The 17245-nt window shown below is 68.2% G+C and carries 5 protein-coding genes; all 5 read left to right on the forward strand.

The genetic code is table 11. From position 1 onward, the window contains the following. The first annotated feature begins 75 nt into the window (after positions 1-75). Positions 76-13101 carry a hemopexin repeat-containing protein gene (locus ACQP2T_RS01625; RefSeq protein ID WP_433514423.1) on the forward strand — a complete coding sequence of 4342 codons (13026 nt, stop codon included), beginning with the start codon at positions 76-78 and terminating at the stop codon, positions 13099-13101. Positions 13102-13110: 9 nt separating this feature from the next. Further along, positions 13111-14094, forward strand: a complete 984-nt coding sequence (locus tag ACQP2T_RS01630; protein WP_433514424.1) for a T3SS effector HopA1 family protein — start codon at positions 13111-13113, stop codon at positions 14092-14094. 16 nt (positions 14095-14110) lie between these two features. Next, positions 14111-15121, forward strand: coding sequence for a T3SS effector HopA1 family protein (locus tag ACQP2T_RS01635; RefSeq protein WP_433514425.1), 1011 nt, complete (start codon positions 14111-14113; stop codon positions 15119-15121). Between the two features lie 115 nt (positions 15122-15236). Continuing rightward, positions 15237-15938 carry a FadR/GntR family transcriptional regulator gene (locus tag ACQP2T_RS01640; RefSeq protein ID WP_433514426.1) on the forward strand — a complete coding sequence of 234 codons (702 nt, stop codon included), beginning with the start codon at positions 15237-15239 and terminating at the stop codon, positions 15936-15938. Positions 15939-15955: 17 nt separating this feature from the next. Beyond that, on the forward strand, positions 15956-17203 hold the full coding sequence (locus ACQP2T_RS01645) for an ABC transporter substrate-binding protein (protein WP_433514427.1): 1248 nt from the start codon (positions 15956-15958) through the stop codon (positions 17201-17203). Positions 17204-17245: the final 42 nt, after the last annotated feature.

The following is a 17245-nucleotide window of genomic DNA, read 5'->3' on the forward strand; positions in this document are numbered from 1 at the left end:
CGGTCAGTATTCCTCTCTCCGTGGCTAGGCGAACATGAGGCGGCGAACACGGGGATCCAATTAGGGGGGATCACATTGCGCAGGGACGACGCGTTACCCAGCTATGAGCAGCTCTTCGGCGAACTCGACTTCTACGAGGGCGACGAGGCCCGGTCGGTCTACTCGCCGGCCGCCTATCTCGTAGACCTCCTCCGGCTCCTGGAAGGCGTCTTCCGGGACCCCGACCTGCTGGCCCGGCGGCCCGATCTGGCCAGGATCCCGCTGGACGCCGAGCACACGTTCACCGAGTCGCCCTACCTCGACATCGTCAACGAGGTGCTGGAGACGGTGGTCGGGAGCGACCCATACGAGACGCTGCGCGCGGCCCGGCACCCATTCGGGATGCCGTTCTCCCTGCTGGCCGAGCAGTTCAAGATGTACCTGCGCCAGCTCAAGGTCGCGCCCGAGGAGTTCTACCGGCTCTTCGCCCCCGACGTGGATCCCGACGTGGTCGCGCGGCTGTCTCTCGCGCTCTCGGCCGAGGACGTCCAGGTCGTGACCGTCCCGGTCACCTCGGAAGACCAGCTCAGAGCCGACTACGGGCTCGGCGCGGACGAGTCGCTCAGCGCGCTGGAGGACGTCGAGCGGTTCAGGCGGGCGACCGGGCTGACCACGGTCGAGGTACGCGAGCTGGTCTACCAGAGCGAGGATCCGCAACGGCCGCCGTCCACGTTCTTCGTCAACGGGGGAAATGAGACGGCTATCGCGATAGACGGCCGGCGACTGGTCGGTGCCGGGTTCGCGTGGTTCGAGCGGGTCAACAGGTTCGTCCGGCTGGCCCGTAAGACCGGTATGAGCATGACCGACCTCGACCGGGTGCTCACCACCTGCTGCGGCAACCAACTGGACGCGGCCGCGCTGCGTACCATCGCCGTGGTCGTGTTCCTTCAAAAGGGTTACGAGCTGACCGTCGACGGGGTGTGCGGCCTGGCCGTGCCGATCGAACCGGCCGAGCTCGAGGATCTGCCCGACGTGTCCGGGGACATCCTGGCAACTCACAACAAAGAGTACCGGCGCCGTTTGGCACGTTCCATCGAGACGGCCGAGAACGACATCGTCGACATCGTCCTGCGCTACCGCGACAGGTACGCCGCGCTGGAGCCGAGCCCGTTCGACCGGGGGGAGATCGGGCTGTCCGCGATAGCGCTGCTGCAACGGGCCGGGCGGTTCGTCGCGGCGCTCGGGGTGTCCGTCGGCGAGCTGTTCGACCTGCTGGAGGTGCTGGAGAGCGATCCGTCGCTGCAGCGGTACACGACCTTCCCGATCCTCGGCGGTACGGAGCCGCGGACCCGCGACTGCTACCGGATCCTCGAAGGCTCGGATGTGGCGTCGAGCCTGTGGCTGGCGCAGACGCTGCTCGCCGTCGGTCGCTGGATGCAGGACGGCGGGTTCAGCGCGCAGGAGCTGGCCGACATCCTCGGCGGGGGGACGCCGGCCGACGACGACCAGGTGGCCGTGCTCGACGGGATCAACCGGCGGTTCGAGTCGGTCGCGATGGGTCCCGAGCTGTTCGTGTCGCGCCGGTTCGGCGAGCGGGCGGCCCAGGTGGTCCACGACGTCCTGACCGCGTACGACGACGGCGTGGTCTCCGCCCGGGACGAGCGCCTGCTCCGCCTCGACCTGACCAAGGCGCGGCACGCCGCCTACGACGCCGTCACCGACCTCGGCCTGATCGTCAAGGAGGACTTCGTCGACCTGGGGCTGGATGAGCGGTTGACGGCGAAGATCTTCGCCGATCTGGTCTTCGCCGGCCGCCTCCAGAGTGACGGCGCGCTCGTCGCCGACGGGCTGCCGAAGACGGTGGCGGAGCTGCGGCTGGCGAGGGACTACAGCTCGTTCGCCGAGCCGCTGTTCAAACTGATCAACAGTCTCGGCAACGGCACCGCGTCCTTCTTCCCCTCCGACCTGGCCTCCCTCGGCAACCTGAGGGAGCAGCAGCAGGCCGAGCTGTACGACAACCTCGTCTTCAACGGCTACCTCGACAGCGAGGGCGACGTCACCGACCCCGGCTTCTTCGCCGACGAGGCGAACGCCGGGCGGTTCATGGTCAACGCCGATCTCGACGACGTCGCGCCGGGCGTACTGGCCGAGCTGCTGGACCGGGTCGACCGGTTCCGGCGGGAGCCACTCGCGCTCGACCCCGAGATCTTCGCCGAGCTGCGGGTGGACGAGGCGGCGCTGCTGGACAGCCTGCGCTTCAACGGCTACCTCGACGAGGACGGCGGCTACCTCGACAAGGTCGCGCTGGCCGGGCTGCGGCTGGACGACTTCGGGCTGGCGCTGGAGTTCTATCCGCGCCGACGGGCCATCCTCGACGCGATGAAGGAGCAGATCGCGGCCTTCCAGAAGGAGACGTACGCCTTCACACCCGACGACTTCGCGGACGTCGCCGACGACGCGATGGCCCAGCGGGTGATCGACGCCCTCGAAGGCCCCTACCTCCAAGAGGGCCGGGTGCTCGACGAGAGCGTCGAGGTGGACCTGGGGGACGGGTTCCTGCCCGCCGAGCAGGTGATCGTCGCCGGTCGGATCGCGGAGGTGCTGAAGGACGAGCAGCCGTACCGGCTCAACCTCCAGGCGGTCACCGAGCTGGGCTTCGAGGACGGGGAGCGGGCCGACCTGGTGAGCGTGCTCGTCGCGGCCGGGCACCTCGACGAGGCGCTGGCCGTGCCCGAGGACCGGCTCGACTACTTCCGCGCCGCGACCAACGCGCTCGACTTCACGGTGCCCGGCGTGGAGGACTACGCCAAGGAGCTGTTCTTCCTGCTGCACCCCGTGGCCAAGGAGCTCGGCGCGGCGGTCGAGGAGATCACGGACACGCTGGAGCGGCGGGCCGAGCAGCAGCAGGCGGCGTTATGGTCGGTGCTCGCCGACGCGTTCGGCGTGCCCGCGGCGACCGTCGAGGCGATCTGCGTCGCGGTGACCGGCGGCGTCCAGGAGGCGCTCGACGTGCTGGCCGCGCCCGCCCTCATAGCGGCCGAGGAGAGCGGCGAGGTCACGGCCGTGCCGCCGGATCCGCACTTCCGGCAGGCCTACCGGCGGATCCGGCGCTTCGCGCTGCTCGCGGCCAAGCTCGGCCTGGACCCCACCGAGGTCGCGGTGTCCTTCCAGGACCAGGACCTGGTCGGCAAGTACCCCGAGCCGCTGGCGCTGCCGCCGGGGCTCGACCGGTTCGACGCCGTGCTGGACAGCTTCGACGGCAACATCTACCTGTTCGGGGAGGGCGGCTACTGGACTTACGCGAAGGCCACGTACGCGCTGGCCGACCCGCGGCCGAAACAGCTCATCGAGCTGTCGACCCGGTTCACCGGAATGACCGGTGTGGACGCCGCGTTCGCGCACCCCGACGGCAGCGAGTGGATCATCTGCCACGGCGGCGACGGCGCCTCCCGCGCTTTCGTCAGGGAGCGCGGCGGCACCCGCTGGGCGGCGAAGGAGCAGGTCTGGGGCAAGGTCAGGAACAACTTCGACGACCCCCAGCGAATCGACAGCGCGTTCGTGGACGAGGACGGCAAGACCTACCTCTTCTCCGGCGACCAGTACATCCGCTACACCACCCCCGATTACACGGTGGTCGACGAGGGCTACCCGCGCGGCATCGACGAGTGGTGGCAGGGGGAGGGCCACGACACGCCGCTGCCCAAGGCGTTCAAGAAATCGGTCGACGCCTCCTTCCAGGACCGCGACGGCGGGATCCACCTCTTCACGGGACAGCGTTACCTCGCGGTAGGGGGTACGGAGGAGGCCATCGCCGACCGGTGGGGCCGGGTCCGCAACGTCTTCGACGGCGCCGAACGCGTGGACGCGGCCTACGCCGACGCGAGCGGCGTCCACCTCTTCGCCGGCAACCAGGTGATCCGCTACTCCGGCAGCATCGAGAACGACGGCGTCCGTGTGGACGACGGCTACCCGCGGCGCATCGAGTCGGACTATCCCGGCATCCCCGGGCAGTTCGAGTCGGGCGTCGAGGCGGCCTTCGCCGACTGGGACGGGGCCGTCCACCTGTTCAAGGACGGCCGGACGGCCAAGGGCGACGGCGCCGCCGTGCCGACGGCCGAGCGCTGGGGCGTGCAGGCCCCCGTGCTGCCCAGCGGTACGGTCGACGCCGCGTTCACCGGGCTGGACGGGAAGACCTACCTGTTCAGCGGCGGGAGATACCTCAGATACTCCGGCGCCGACTATTCCGTCGTGGACCTCGGTTACCCGCGCGCGATCTCCGCAGACTGGGGCGGGCTGCGCACGGTGGGCGCCTCGTTCGTGATGGACGGCAAGACGTACCTGTTCGGCGAGGGCGGCGAGCTCTTCGACGTGCCGCTGGAGCAGGAGAACGAGCTGAAGGCCGGCCGCCTGTCGCCCGCGCTGCGGCGGCGGTTCATGGAGCACGGGCTGACCTTCGCCGACAACGTGATCATCGGCGGAAGCGGCAGCGATACGGCCACGGACTGGCACGTCTCCACCGAGCAGCGGATCGACGTCACGCTCGTCCGCGAGGCCAAGCGGATCCGGGTGCAGGCCGACGCGGGCCACTTCTACGTCCGCTATTCGACCAGGGACTACGCCACGCCGGACGTCGGCTACCCCAAGCCGGTCGCCGACAACTGGTGGAACCTGCCCGCCGCGCTGGCGGACGACCCGGCCTTCACCACGATCGACGCGGTCTTCAGCGCCGGGGACGGCCAGACGTACCTCTTCTCCGGCGAGCGTTTCGTGGTGTTCGACCACCGGCACCGCTGGTGGTCCGAGCCCCGCACACTGCGCGAGCACTGGGACAGCATCCCCTTCACCAGGGTCGACGCCGCCTTCATCGGCAAGGACGGCCGGACGTACGTGTTCTCGGGCGACCAGTACGCCCGCTACTCCACCCGCGACTACACCAGGGTCGACGACCGCTATCCCGCGAGTGTCCCGGCGTTCTGGGGCAACGTGATCAGCAACCTGGCCAGGACCGGGCGGGTCGACGCCACGCTGGTCATGGACGCGACGGAGCTGGTCGAGGGCGTCGAGGTGACCCGTACGTACACGTACCTGTTCTCCGGGAACCAGTACGTGCGCTACGAGGGCTACGACTACACCACCGTGCAGGAGGGTTACCCGCGCGCCCTCGCGGACCTGCACCGGGAGCCGCGGCTGGGCAACCTGAGCGTCACGCTCGACGGCGTGGACGCGGCCTTCGCCGATCGGCGCAACGTCTACTTGTTCAGGGGGGCGCGGTGCCATGTCGTCTCCAGCGAGCTGTACCGGAGCTACGACGATCTCGCGCCGGTGAGCTGCGCGTTCGTCGGGGACGGCGCGGTGCTGGTCGAGGGGCCGGACGGGTGGCGACGGCTGTCCGCGATCGAGGGGACGATCGTCACGGCCACGCCGGTCCGGCCGCGGGTGCTGCGCCCGGTGCCGGAGGAGTTCAGGACCGGCCTGGACGCCGTCCTGGAGGGTGCCGACGGCACCACGTACCTGTTCAAGGGGCCGAACTGCTTCAACACCCGGCTGAACCGGGCGTACCCGCTCACGGAGGAGTGGGGTCGACCCCGTAACACGATTTATCAGGACAACGCGGTGGATGCGGCGTTCACCGGGCTGGACGGGAAGACCTACCTGTTCAGCGGGGACCAGTTCGTCACCTACACCGGCACCAGCGACACGATCGACGGAGATCCGCTGCCCATCGCCGACCACTGGGCCGGGCTGACCGGCGTGGCGCTCGCCTATGTGCGCGACGGCAAGACCTACGTCTTCGAGCACCCGGACGACGACGGCATGCTGCGCTATCTCGTCTATTCGGGAGAGGACTACCGGCAGCCCGACGACGGCTACCCCATGGTCACGGACGCCGGCTTCTGGGAGGTCCCCGGCGACGAGAGCGCCGCGGTGCCCGACGCGGTGCTGTTCGAGGGCGCCACCATGCTCCTGCTGTACGGCGAGCGGTGCGTCCAGTTCGACGAGGCGACCGGGCGGTGGTCCTACCCTCGGCCGACCGAGCGGATCTGGCGGGACTTCGGCCGCGGCCTGGAGCCGGACGACGCCCTCAGGACCGCGTTCACCGCGGCCGACGGCGCGACGTACTTCTTCTTCAGGGAGAGCTACGCCCGCTACGCCGACCGCGCCTTCTCGCCGCTCGCCCCGATCCGCGAGCGATGGGGCCGCGCGCTCCACCCCTTCACCACGGTCGACGCCGCCTGCGTGTACGGGGGCCAGACCACGTTCCTGTTCTCCGGCGACCAGTACGTCCGCTACACCGGAGCCGAGTACCGCTACGTGGACCCCGGCTACCCGAAGAAGATCATCGGGAACCTGCGCCAGGAGGAGGCGTTCGCCCGCCTGCCCGAGGCGTTCGAGGACGCGGTGACGGACCGGCCGCTGGACGCGGTGCTCGCCAACCGGCGCAACCTGTACCTGTTCGTGGGCGGCGCCTGCCACGTCGTGTCCGTGACGGCCGAGGCCGACTACGACCTCGGGCTGCTCGGCGGCGTGCGCAACACGCTCGTGGAGCGGCAGAAGGTCGACGCGGCGCTGGTCAGGGGCTCGCATACGTTCCTGTTCTCCGGTGACCAGTACGTCCGCTACACCAACACGGATTATCGCTACGTCGACGACGGCTACCCGCGCACGATCGACGGCTCGCTCAGCCAGGACCTGGACCTGCCGAACCTGCCCGACGCGTTCGCCGACGGGCTCGACGCGGCCTTCCGGGGGCTCGACGGCGGGACGTACCTGTTCAAGGGCACCCGATACCTGCGTGCCGACCGGGCCGAGCCGGACCAGCCGGTCAACAGCCTGTGGGGCAAGGTGCGCAACGCCTTCGCCGACGGGCCGGGCATCGAGGCCGCCTTCGCCGCGCCGACCGGCGAGCTGTACGCCTTCAAGCAGGGGCAGTACATCCGATACCAGCCCAACGACCTCGAATACGTCGCCACCGGTTATCCCCGGACCGTCAAGGACGACTGGGGCGACCTGCCCGCCGGCTTCGAGGAGGCGGGGCCCGACGGCGCCTTCGTCTTCGAGGGCCGGACGTACCTGCTCAGGGACGACAAGTACGTCCGTTATTCGGGCGCCTACGACACCGTGGACCGTACCTTCCCGCAGCCGATCAAGCACCGCTGGTCGGACAGCGCCGACTACCGGCTGAGTGACCTGCACACCATCGTCAGGTTCGTCGAGCTTGCCCGGTCGCGTCCCGACGGCCTGGCCGCGTTCCTGCTGAACGGCCCGGCGGCCGTCGAGGATCCGTACCGATATCTGGCGGACCTTTTCGGCTGGGACGCCGACGAGCTGCGGTGGGCCAAGCGCAACGCCACCTTGCTGATGACCGCTCCGCCGGAGGAGGACCGCTTCGAGATCGAGTTCGTGTTGAAACTGGTCGACATGTTCGCGGTCGCCGGCAGGTTCGACGCGGGGCCGTCGACGATCTACACCGACGTCTGGTCACGCGTCTTCGGCGCGACCCCGGCTCCCGAGGCCGCCAACACCGCCCTTTCCGGCCTGCTCGAACGGACGTGCAGCCCTGCGGACTGGGTCACCCTGTCGGCCCAGCTCCACGACGAGCTGAACCTGCTCAAGCGCGACGCCCTCGCCCCGTCGGCGATCATCCGGCTGGACGGCTTCAGATCGACGCGCGATCTGTACGAGAAGTTCCTGATCGACGCGGACATGGGTGGCGCCGGCCGGACCTCGCGCGTCCGGGAGGCCATCGCGGCCACCCAGCTCTTCGTGCACCGCTACCTCCTCGACCTGGAAGAAGTCGCGCTCCCGCCGGACCGCGACGAGAACGAGGTCAGGCGGCGGCTGAAGACCTGGTGGGGGTGGCTGAAGAACTACCGGCTCTGGGAGGCCAACAGGAAGGTCTTCCTCTATCCCGAGAACTACCTGCGCCCCGAGCTGCGCTCCGACAAGACGCCCGCGTTCAAGGCGCTGGAGAGCGACCTGCTGCAGGGCGAGATCACGCCGGAGACCGTACAACGGGTCTACAAGAGGTATCTGGACGAGTACACGGAGGTCTCCCGGCTGGCCATCGCCGGCGGGTACGTCTACCCAGAGGACGGGGCCGACGAGGGCACCCGGCGCCTGGTCCTGTTCGGCCGGACAAGGACCGAACCGCGCCGCTACTACTACCGGGGCGCGGAGTTCAGGGATGGCACGCACCTGTCCGCCACCTGGGAACCGTGGCTCAAGGTGGACGTCCAGATCGACGCCGACCGGGTCTATCCCGTGCACGCCTTCGGCCGCGTGTTCGTGTTCTGGACGGTCGTGGAGACGGTTCCGGTCGTGGTCACGTCCGACACGACCATCGACGCCACGAAGACCGGCGACACCCAGAACGTCAAGACCCCGCCGCCGATGTACCGCGTCAAGATCTTCTACTCCTTCCTCAACCTGAACGGGGAATGGGGCGCCGCGCAGTTGCTGGCCGCCGACGGCGCCCAGGCGAAGCAGATCACCGGCGTCCGGCTCTATGTGCAGGCGTCGAGGACCGTCCCCGGCGGGCCGGACGGCCCGCACGACTCGATCATCGTCACCTGCTCCGACGACGCCGTCGGGGTCAGGTCGGCGTTCGCGCTCACGCCCGAGCTGTACGCGGTCAACGCGGTGGGCGTGGCGGAGCCCCCGCGCGCCGTACGGCTGGACAAGATCTTCGCCGAGCCCGACACCAGTCCGGTGGACCAGGCCGGGGCCGTCCGGTTCAACATGCCGGCCGGGACCCTGGACCGGCCGTGGCTGAGCGTCGACCACAAGGGCGGCAGCTTCCTGTGCCGGCCGGTGACCGCGCCGAGCGGGGCGGAGCCGCTGCTCTCGCTGGACGGCAATCAGGACGGGCTGCCGAAGTGGAAGCGGATCGACGCCGCGTTCGAGCTGCCCGACGGCAGGCGATGCTTCTTCGACAACGCGGGCAAGCGCTTCAAGCTCGGCACCGAGAGGCTGGCCTCCATCAAGGACCGGTGGGGGATCGTCGGCACCGGCCTGTTCAGGTCCGGCGTCGTCGACGCCGTCCTCGTGCGAGGCGGACACATCTACGTCTTCTCCGGCGCCGAGTACTACCGCTATTCGGGCCCGCCGTTCGGAGCGCCCGACACCGGATACCCGAAGCAGCTCGACACCAACCCCGACAATCTGCCGCACTGGACCAAGGTGGACGCCGCGTTCACGCTCGACGGCACGGAGTACTTCCTGTCCTTCGCGCGGAACCGCTACGTCGACTCCACGAACCCGACCGAACTGAAGCCGATCAGCTCTCGCTGGGAGCTGCCCAAGGACTTCGTGGCGGACTCGGCCTTCGTCCACCACGACCGCCTCTACGTCTTCGCGGGTGACAAGTACCTCCGCTTCAGCGGCAAGACGCCCGACGGCGACCCGCAGCCGCTGAGCGAGAACACCGAGGGCCTGCCCCAGAGCGGTCCTGTGGACGCGGCGTTCTCCTACGACGACGGCCCCTACTTCTTCGACAACACAGCGGGCACCTACCTCGCCCCGGGCGGCCGGACCGCACCGACCAAGGAGCTGGGCCGCATACCCACGGCCATCGGGACGACCGAGGCCGTCGACGCCGCGTACGTGGACGGCGGCAAGCTCTACCTGACCAGCGGCCTGGAGCTGGTCCGCTACACCCTTGCCAAGGACGGAACCATCCCCGACTACGTCGACGACGGCTACCCCAAGCAGCTGAAGAGCCAGGTCAAGGCCGTGATCCAGCGCAACCGGCAGCGCTATGTGCTCGGCACGAGCCAGTACGCGCTGCTGGAGGCGGGGCAGGAGCCGACGGGACAGCTGGCGTACCGGCCGGTCGCCGGTAACTGGGGTGGCCTGCCCGAAGGCTTCCAGACCGAGTTCACCGGCGTGCTCGACGGCGCCAAGCTCTACCTGTTCCTCGGCGCCTACTACGTCGTCTACTCGTCGGAGCCGACGGCGCAGCGGCCGTACGAGTTCGCCGGGCTGCCGCACGAGATCGTCCGGCTGACGTCGAGCACGGCCTACCGGCTGAACAAGGAGCTGCTGACCGGCGGCGTCGCGGCGCTACTGGCTCCCGAGACGCAGGAGACGGACGAGCTGCCCGCCTTCAGCTTCGACGACTCCGACGCGACCACGATCAAGGTGCGGCCGCAGGTGGCCGGGACGCCGTCCAGCTCGCACCTCGACTTCCAGAGCGCCAACGGCATCTACTACTGGGAGATCTTCTTCCACGCCCCGCTGCTCATCGCGCAGGCGCTGAACAACGCCCAGCGCTTCGAGGACGCGCGGATCTGGTACGAGTACGTCTTCGACCCGACGGAGCGGGTGAGGTACTGGCGGTTCCTGCCGTTCCTGGCGGTCGACCTGCGGGCGCTGGTCGACAGCTGCCGCGCCGACCTGGCAGACCTGGGCCTCGACGACACGCCCGTCGCGACGGCCCTCGAACAGATCCTCGCCCGCCTGGAGGGACTGGCTCCGGCGTTCGAGCAGGCCGGCGAGCTCTCGCAGGAGGACAAGGACTTCCTGGCCGGCCTCGCGGGCACCGAGCTTAAGGACACTGGGCTTAAGGACATCGAGACCACGCTGAAGGCCCTGCCGGGCACGGCCGGTCTGCTGGAACGGACCGCCCTGATCGGCTGGCTCCGGCGGCAGTACGACCTCATGGGCGACCGTGGGAAGTTGATCTCGGCGTACATGGACGATCCGTTCGACCCGCACGCCATCGCGGAGCTGCGCCCGTCCGCCTACCGCCGGGCCGTGGTGATGGCCTACATCGACAACCTGCTCGACTGGGGTGACCTGCTCTTCCGCCAGTACACGGCCGAGAGCGTCGACGAGGCCAGGATGCTCTACATCTTCGCCTACGACCTGCTGGGGGAGCGGCCGGACGTCCTCGGACCGCGCCCGCTGTCGGCCGCGCTGACCTACGAGGACCTGCGTCACCTCCCACTGGCGGAGCTGGACGAGCTGGACGACGAGCTGAAGGCGCTGACCGCCGGGGGAGCGCTGCTGGAGGGACCCGGGGAGGTGCACCAGAGCGTCGCGAGCCCGTACTTCTACGTGCCCGAGAACAGCGTCTTCTTCGAGTACTGGACCCGTGTCGAGGACCGGCTGCGGAAGATCCGGCAGTCGCTCGACATCATGGGCGTCAGCCGGCCGCTGCCGCTGTTCGAGCCGCCCGCCGATGTCATGGCACTGGTCAAGGGCGCCGCGTCCGGTGCCTCGCTCGACCAGCTCACGGCGGGGATGGCGGCTCCGGTGCCGTACTACCGGTTCGCCTTCGTGTTCAGGAAGGCCCAGGACCTCGCCGACAAGGTACGGCAGTTCGGCAATGACCTGCTCAACGTGCTGGAGCGGCGCGACGTGGAGGAGCTCGCCCTGCTGCAGAACCGGCAGGAGGGCATGATCCTCGCCCTGACGCGCGGCATCAAGGAGGCGCAGATCAAGGTCGCCGAGGAGAACCTGGCCGAGCTGGAGGCCGGCAAGGACGGGGCGACGGCACGGGTCCAGCACTACGAGAAGCTGATCGCCGACGGCCTCTCCGCGCTCCAGGTCGAGCAGCTGGCCCGGATGAAGAGCGGCTCCGACGCGCACTTCGTCGCGGGCGGCCTGAAGATCGCCGCCTCGATCGCCCTGGGCGTGCCGCAGGCACTGCTCGGCCCGTTCATCTTCGGTACGGGCTTCGGCGGCGAGCAGATCGGCAACGCCCTCGACAAGGTGGCCGACGTCTCCTCCACGCTGGCCGAGGGATACAGCACGCTCGGCGAGCTGATCGGCGTGCGGTCGGAGCAGGAGCGCGCGGCGCAGGACTGGGATCTCCAGCTCAGCATGGCCAAGAGCGACGTGACCCAGCTCGGTCACCAGCTGACCAGCGCCCAGCACCAGCTGACGATCGCCCAGCGCGAGCTCGCCGTCGTCACGCAGGACATCGCCAACCAGGAGGCGGTGGCCGCGTTCATGAAGGACAAGTTCGCCGGCGCCGAGCTCTACCACTGGATGGCCGGGCGGATGTCCGGGCTGTACTTCCAGACCTACAACCTGGCGTACGAGATGGCGCGGTCCGCCGAGCGGGCCTACCAGTACGAGCGCGGCGAGGCCAACGGCGATGGCGGCTACATCCAGCCGATGTACTGGGAGAGCCGGCGCAACGGCCTGCTCGCCGGCGACAGCCTCGGCTTCGACCTGGAACGGCTGGGCAAGGCGTACGTCGACACCGACAGTCGCGGGATGGAGATCACCAAGAAGGTCTCGCTGCTGGGCCTGGACCCGCTCGCCCTGCTGGCCCTGCGCGGCGAGGGACGCTGCGAGTTCGCGCTGACCGAGGCGCTGTTCGACCGGGACTTCCCCGGGCACTTCCGGCGCCGGATCCGGACGCTGTCGGTCTCCTTCCTGGGCGCCGACGGGCCGCTCGGCGTCTACGCGACGCTGACGCAGCTCGACAGCAAGACCGTCCTGGCGGCCGACCCGAAGGCGGTCAAGTTCCTGCTCGACCCGAAGGGCGCGCCGCCCGCCACACTGCGCCCGGACTGGCGCTCCGGCCAGCAGATCGCCCTGTCGGACATCGAGGAGTACAAGGAGAACAACGGGCTGTTCGAGCTGCGCTTCGACGACGACCGTTACCTGCCGTTCGAGGGCACCGGGGCGGTCTCGCGGTGGCGGCTGCAGCTGTCGGGCCCGGCTCCGGCCGGTCTGAGCGACGTGGTCGTGACCGTCAAGTACAGCGCGGACCAGGGCGGGGAGGTCTTCGCCAACGCGGTCAAGGGGATGCTCAAGCCGTACGCGTCGGCCCGCTACTTCGATGTGGCGACCGAGTTCCCCGACGAGTGGGCCCAGTTCCAGGAGGGCGAGGACGACCAGCTCGTCCTGCCGTTCACGCCGGAGCTGTTCCCCGCCATGAGCGGACGCCAGATCACCGGGGTCTACCCCAGGTACGAGCTGGCCGGGCGCGGTTCGGTGCGCTTCCTGCTCAACGGCGACAAGCGGCTCGCGCTCGCCGACGGCAAGCTCCTGCGCACCCCCGGTCTCAGCGTCGGCGGGAACCCGTGGGTGCTGGTCCTGGAGGGTGACAAGGCGGCTCTCACCAACCTCGGCCTGGTGCTCACGTACCGGGCGAGCGTTCAGTAGGGGGCGGACATGTCGCTGTTGAGCAAGCTCAAGAAGGCCACGTCCAGGAAGAAGACGCGTCAGTCCCCGGAGCCCACCACCGCGAAAGAGCTGGCCGGTACGGTCGTGCTGACCAAGCCCAAGCGGTCGGACTCGCTGGTCGACCTGGCGCCCCCCGCCCCACAGCCCAAGCCGCCGGTGCTCCCGCAGTCGGACCGGGCCTTCCTGGAGAACGCCTACCAGAGGTACTACGTCAACGGGGTCCATACGAAGACGGCCAAGCTGCGCAAACGCCTGTATTCCTTCATGGGCAAAGGCGAGACCGGCTACCTGGAGCACGCGGTCACGGACGCCGAGTTCCGCGACTTCATCGCCGACAATCCCGACTACAGGGTGTCCAGCCAGAGCGCGAAGTCCCTGGATGAGGCGCTGGCAGCAGGCGACTATTTCCACGTCAGCAACAAGGCCTACAAGGAGAGACAGCTGGATCAGCGGGCGCGGCGCATCATCGTCAACGTGAAGACGCAGGAAGCCGGGCTCAAGCTGGCCAAGACCCTGACGTCGCTCTTCAAGGACAAGGACGTCTCGCAGTACTTCAGGAAGTTCAAGATCTACCTGTCGGGGACGGCGGCCGCGAAGAAGAAGGTGAAGTACGACAAGCTCGTCATCTACTACATGACCTCCGACGCGGACGCGAACGGGTCGGACCTGGTCGGGGACCGCATCGCCGAAACCATCACCGACACGGTGCCGGCGAAAGACCTGGACGACGCGGTCGCGCCCTTCTACAAGACGCGCACTCCGGGGGTCGCCTTCGCGGAGGAGCCGAAGTACTTCCTGGACAGCCAGGCAGGCAGCTTCACCCACAGCCGCCGCGACATCATCGCGGACGTCATAGAACGCAACGACAAGGTGGACAGCGCCGAGGCGTTCATCGACCTGGTGAACGCGGCCTTCACGGCCAAGGGCGTGAACCCGGCCGCGCCGCACACCCACCTCGCCGAGACGCCCTGATCCCCGGAGACGGTCGATGCCGAAGAACACGCTCAAGAAAAAGAAGAAGAAGAACAAGCGTCCCACCACTCCGGGCGTTCCCGGTGCCTCACCAGGTGTCGTCAAGTCGGTGAACCAGACCAAGCGCGCGGCGTTGGTCTCGAATGCCGGCTCCCAGCTCGCGCACGCCGCCCCGGCCCGCCGCCCGAGCGACGCCGTCATCAACCGGAACTTCCTCGCCAAGGCCTACCGGGAGTACTACAACAGCGTCGGCCGCAGACGCCCCACGAGGCGGACCAAGCGCTTGTACTCCTTCATGGGTGAGGGCCCGCCCGGTTACCTGAACACGCCGATCCGCAACGCGGAGTTCCAGAGTCTGCTCGACGGTGAGAAGTCGGGCGGCTACGAGGTGAAGGCCCAGAACGCTCGGAACTCGTCGGGCAACTGGAAGGAACTGCAGAGGGGCGACTACTTCCACCTGACCAACGAGACCCACCCGTTGAGCGGCACGCAGAGGACGCAAACCCTGACGAACCGCGCTCGGCGCCTTGTCGTCAACGTGAAGAACCAGGCGGCCGCGCTGAAGGCGGTGCGCGGTCTCATCCCGTTGTTCAAGAACGTCGACGTCGGCCCGTTCTTCAGGTCGTTCAAGGTGTTCCTGTCGAGCACGCCGGACACCAAGAAGGCCGTCAAACACGACAAGCTTGTCGTCTATTACGCCCTCAAGGACCCGAATGCCGCCGACGACGTCGGTAACCAGCTCGCCTCGGCCATCGAGACGGCAGTCCCCGAAGCGGACCGGGACTCGCAGTTCGCCCCCTTCTACGCCTATGTCCGCCCCGGAGTCGCCTGGTCTGAGGAGCCGAAGTACTACGTTCAGAAATTGGACAACAGCTTCACCGAGACCCGGGCGAACGTCATCGATGACGTCATAAAGAACAACGACGCGGTGCCCAATGAGGCCGCGTTCGTCACACTGGTGGACAACGCGTTCCGGGGTGCGCAGATAGATTCCGCGAAGCCGCACCGGCACACCAAGACGCCCTGAGACCGCTGGTCGCCGCCTACGGGAGCACCCCGTCAGGCGGCGACCTGGCAGGTTCTCTATCGAAAGCTAATCTCCTCATAGACGACCATGAGGAAAAGTGATTAGATGACTTGATATGTCCGAGGTAACGCGGCCCAGCCTTTCCGACGCTCTGACCGAGCGCATGCTGGAGCTCATCCGTACAGGTGGGCACCGGCCGGGCGACAGGCTGCCCTCGACGCGGGAGCTCTCCCAGCGCTTCGCCGTCACCACCCCGACGCTGCGTGAGGCGCTGCGCAGACTCGAGGCCACCGGGGCCATCGAGATGCGGCACGGGTCCGGCATCTACGTCGGAGCCGACATCGAGCGGCTCGTGCTCCCCAACCCCAACATGCGGGAGATGCACGCCGCCCAGCTGCTCGAGTTGCTCGGCGCGCGCATCGTCATCGAGCCGCCGCTGGCCGCGATGGCCGCGGAACGCGCGACCGGCGAGGAGCTGGTCGCGCTCCAGCGCGTGCTCGAGGCCGCCGTCAGGCACCTGCGCGGCCAGGACGCCGAGCTGCACGACACCAACATGACCTTCCACCGGGCGACGGCCCGGCTGGCGGGCAACAGCGTGCTGCACGAGGTGGTCGACTCGCTGCTGACCGTCCACGGTCCCGAGCAGCGGGAGATCCTGCAGCTCTTCGACGACCGGCGCCGTGACTACGACGAGCACCTGGCGATTCTGGAGGCCATCGAGGCGCGTGACGCCGCGGCGGCCGAGGAGCGCATGCGGGCTCACCTGGTGGACGTCAAGACCGTAATAGAGCAGAGGTTGCAAGACCCCCCCAAATGAAACAAGGAGGCCGGGGCATGATCCGGTCACGCGTTGTCACGCTCGGCGTGGCAGCTCTCTTTCTCGCCGCCTGTGGCGGCAATACCGAGGCGCCGCAGAAGAAGTCCGAACTGTCGCTGTACAACGACAAGGGCGCCTGGAGCAAATACTTCGACGAGATGGGCGCTCTGTCGAAGCAGCAGATCAGCTTAGGCATGAAGCCGGTCGGCTACACCGATTCGGCCCAGTATCAGGCGTTCATCAAGGCGTCGTTCCGCACGAACGTCAAACCCGACCTCTTCACCTGGCAGACCGGCGGGATGCTGGCGGAGATCGTCAAGCAGAAGCAGGTGGCCGACACCTCGGCCATCTGGCAGGAGGCGATCAAGGCCGGCGACCTGTCGCAGGACCTGGCCCCCTATTACACGGTGGACGGCAAGCAGTACTGCGTGCCGATGAACGTCGCCTACTGGGGCATGTTCTACAACAAGAAGATCTTCGACAAGTACGGCCTGCAGCCCCCCACCACGTGGGACGAGCTCGTCAAGGTGGCCGAGACTCTCAAGAAGAACGACGTCAAGGCCTTCTACCACACCAGCGTGCTGTTCTCCTTCGTCTGGTTCGAGCAGCTCATGGCGGGCATGGACCCCGACCTGTACGACCGCCTCTCCACGGGCAAGGCCAAGTACACCGACCCCGGCGTGGTCCAGGTGATGGAGAAGTGGAAGCAGCTCATCGACGCCGGATATTTCATCAATCCTGGCGATAAAACCGACCCGGGCGACGTGCTGAAGAACGGCAAGGCGGCCATGGTCTCCTTCGGCACCTGGTTCAACACCAGCATGACCCAGCGCGACCTGAAGGCCGGCACCGACTACGGCTTCTTCGCCATCCCGAACGTGAACGCCTCGCTCCCCAAGACCTCGATGATCTTCGAGAGCGGCCCGCTCTGCTCGCTGACCAAGGCGGCCGACCCCGAGGCCAGCCAGAAGTACCTCAAGTGGTGGACCACGCAGCCCGCCCAGGACAAGTGGGCCACGACCCGCGGCGACGTCAGCGCCAACCCCAAGGTGACGATCAAGGACGAGGCGCTCGGCCAGGTCACCAAGGACGCGGGCGGCGGCAAGTATCGCCTGGTCAACCGCTACTTCGAGGCCACGCCACCGCCGATCCTGACGGCCGCGCTCGACGGCTTCGGCAAGTTCGTGACCGAGCCTGGCACGTACAAGGAAGTACTCGCGACTATCCAGAAGGCCGCTGACGAGTACTGGAGCACGCATCAGTGAACGAGGGAGCGCCGCCGCCGGAGGCGGCGGCTTTTCGGGCGA

Source organism: Nonomuraea sp. CA-143628, from assembly GCF_050942315.1.
Classification (GTDB): domain Bacteria; phylum Actinomycetota; class Actinomycetes; order Streptosporangiales; family Streptosporangiaceae; genus Nonomuraea.

What these genes read in the sequence shown, in the direction of transcription:
- ACQP2T_RS01635 (WP_433514425.1), top strand. Translation starts at nt 14,111, where the DNA reads ATGCCGAAGAACACGCTCAAGAAAAAGAAGAAGAAGAACAAGCGTCCC.
- ACQP2T_RS01640 (WP_433514426.1), top strand. Translation starts at nt 15,237, where the DNA reads ATGTCCGAGGTAACGCGGCCCAGCCTTTCCGACGCTCTGACCGAGCGC.
- ACQP2T_RS01645 (WP_433514427.1), top strand. Translation starts at nt 15,956, where the DNA reads ATGATCCGGTCACGCGTTGTCACGCTCGGCGTGGCAGCTCTCTTTCTC.
- ACQP2T_RS01630 (WP_433514424.1), top strand. Translation starts at nt 13,111, where the DNA reads ATGTCGCTGTTGAGCAAGCTCAAGAAGGCCACGTCCAGGAAGAAGACG.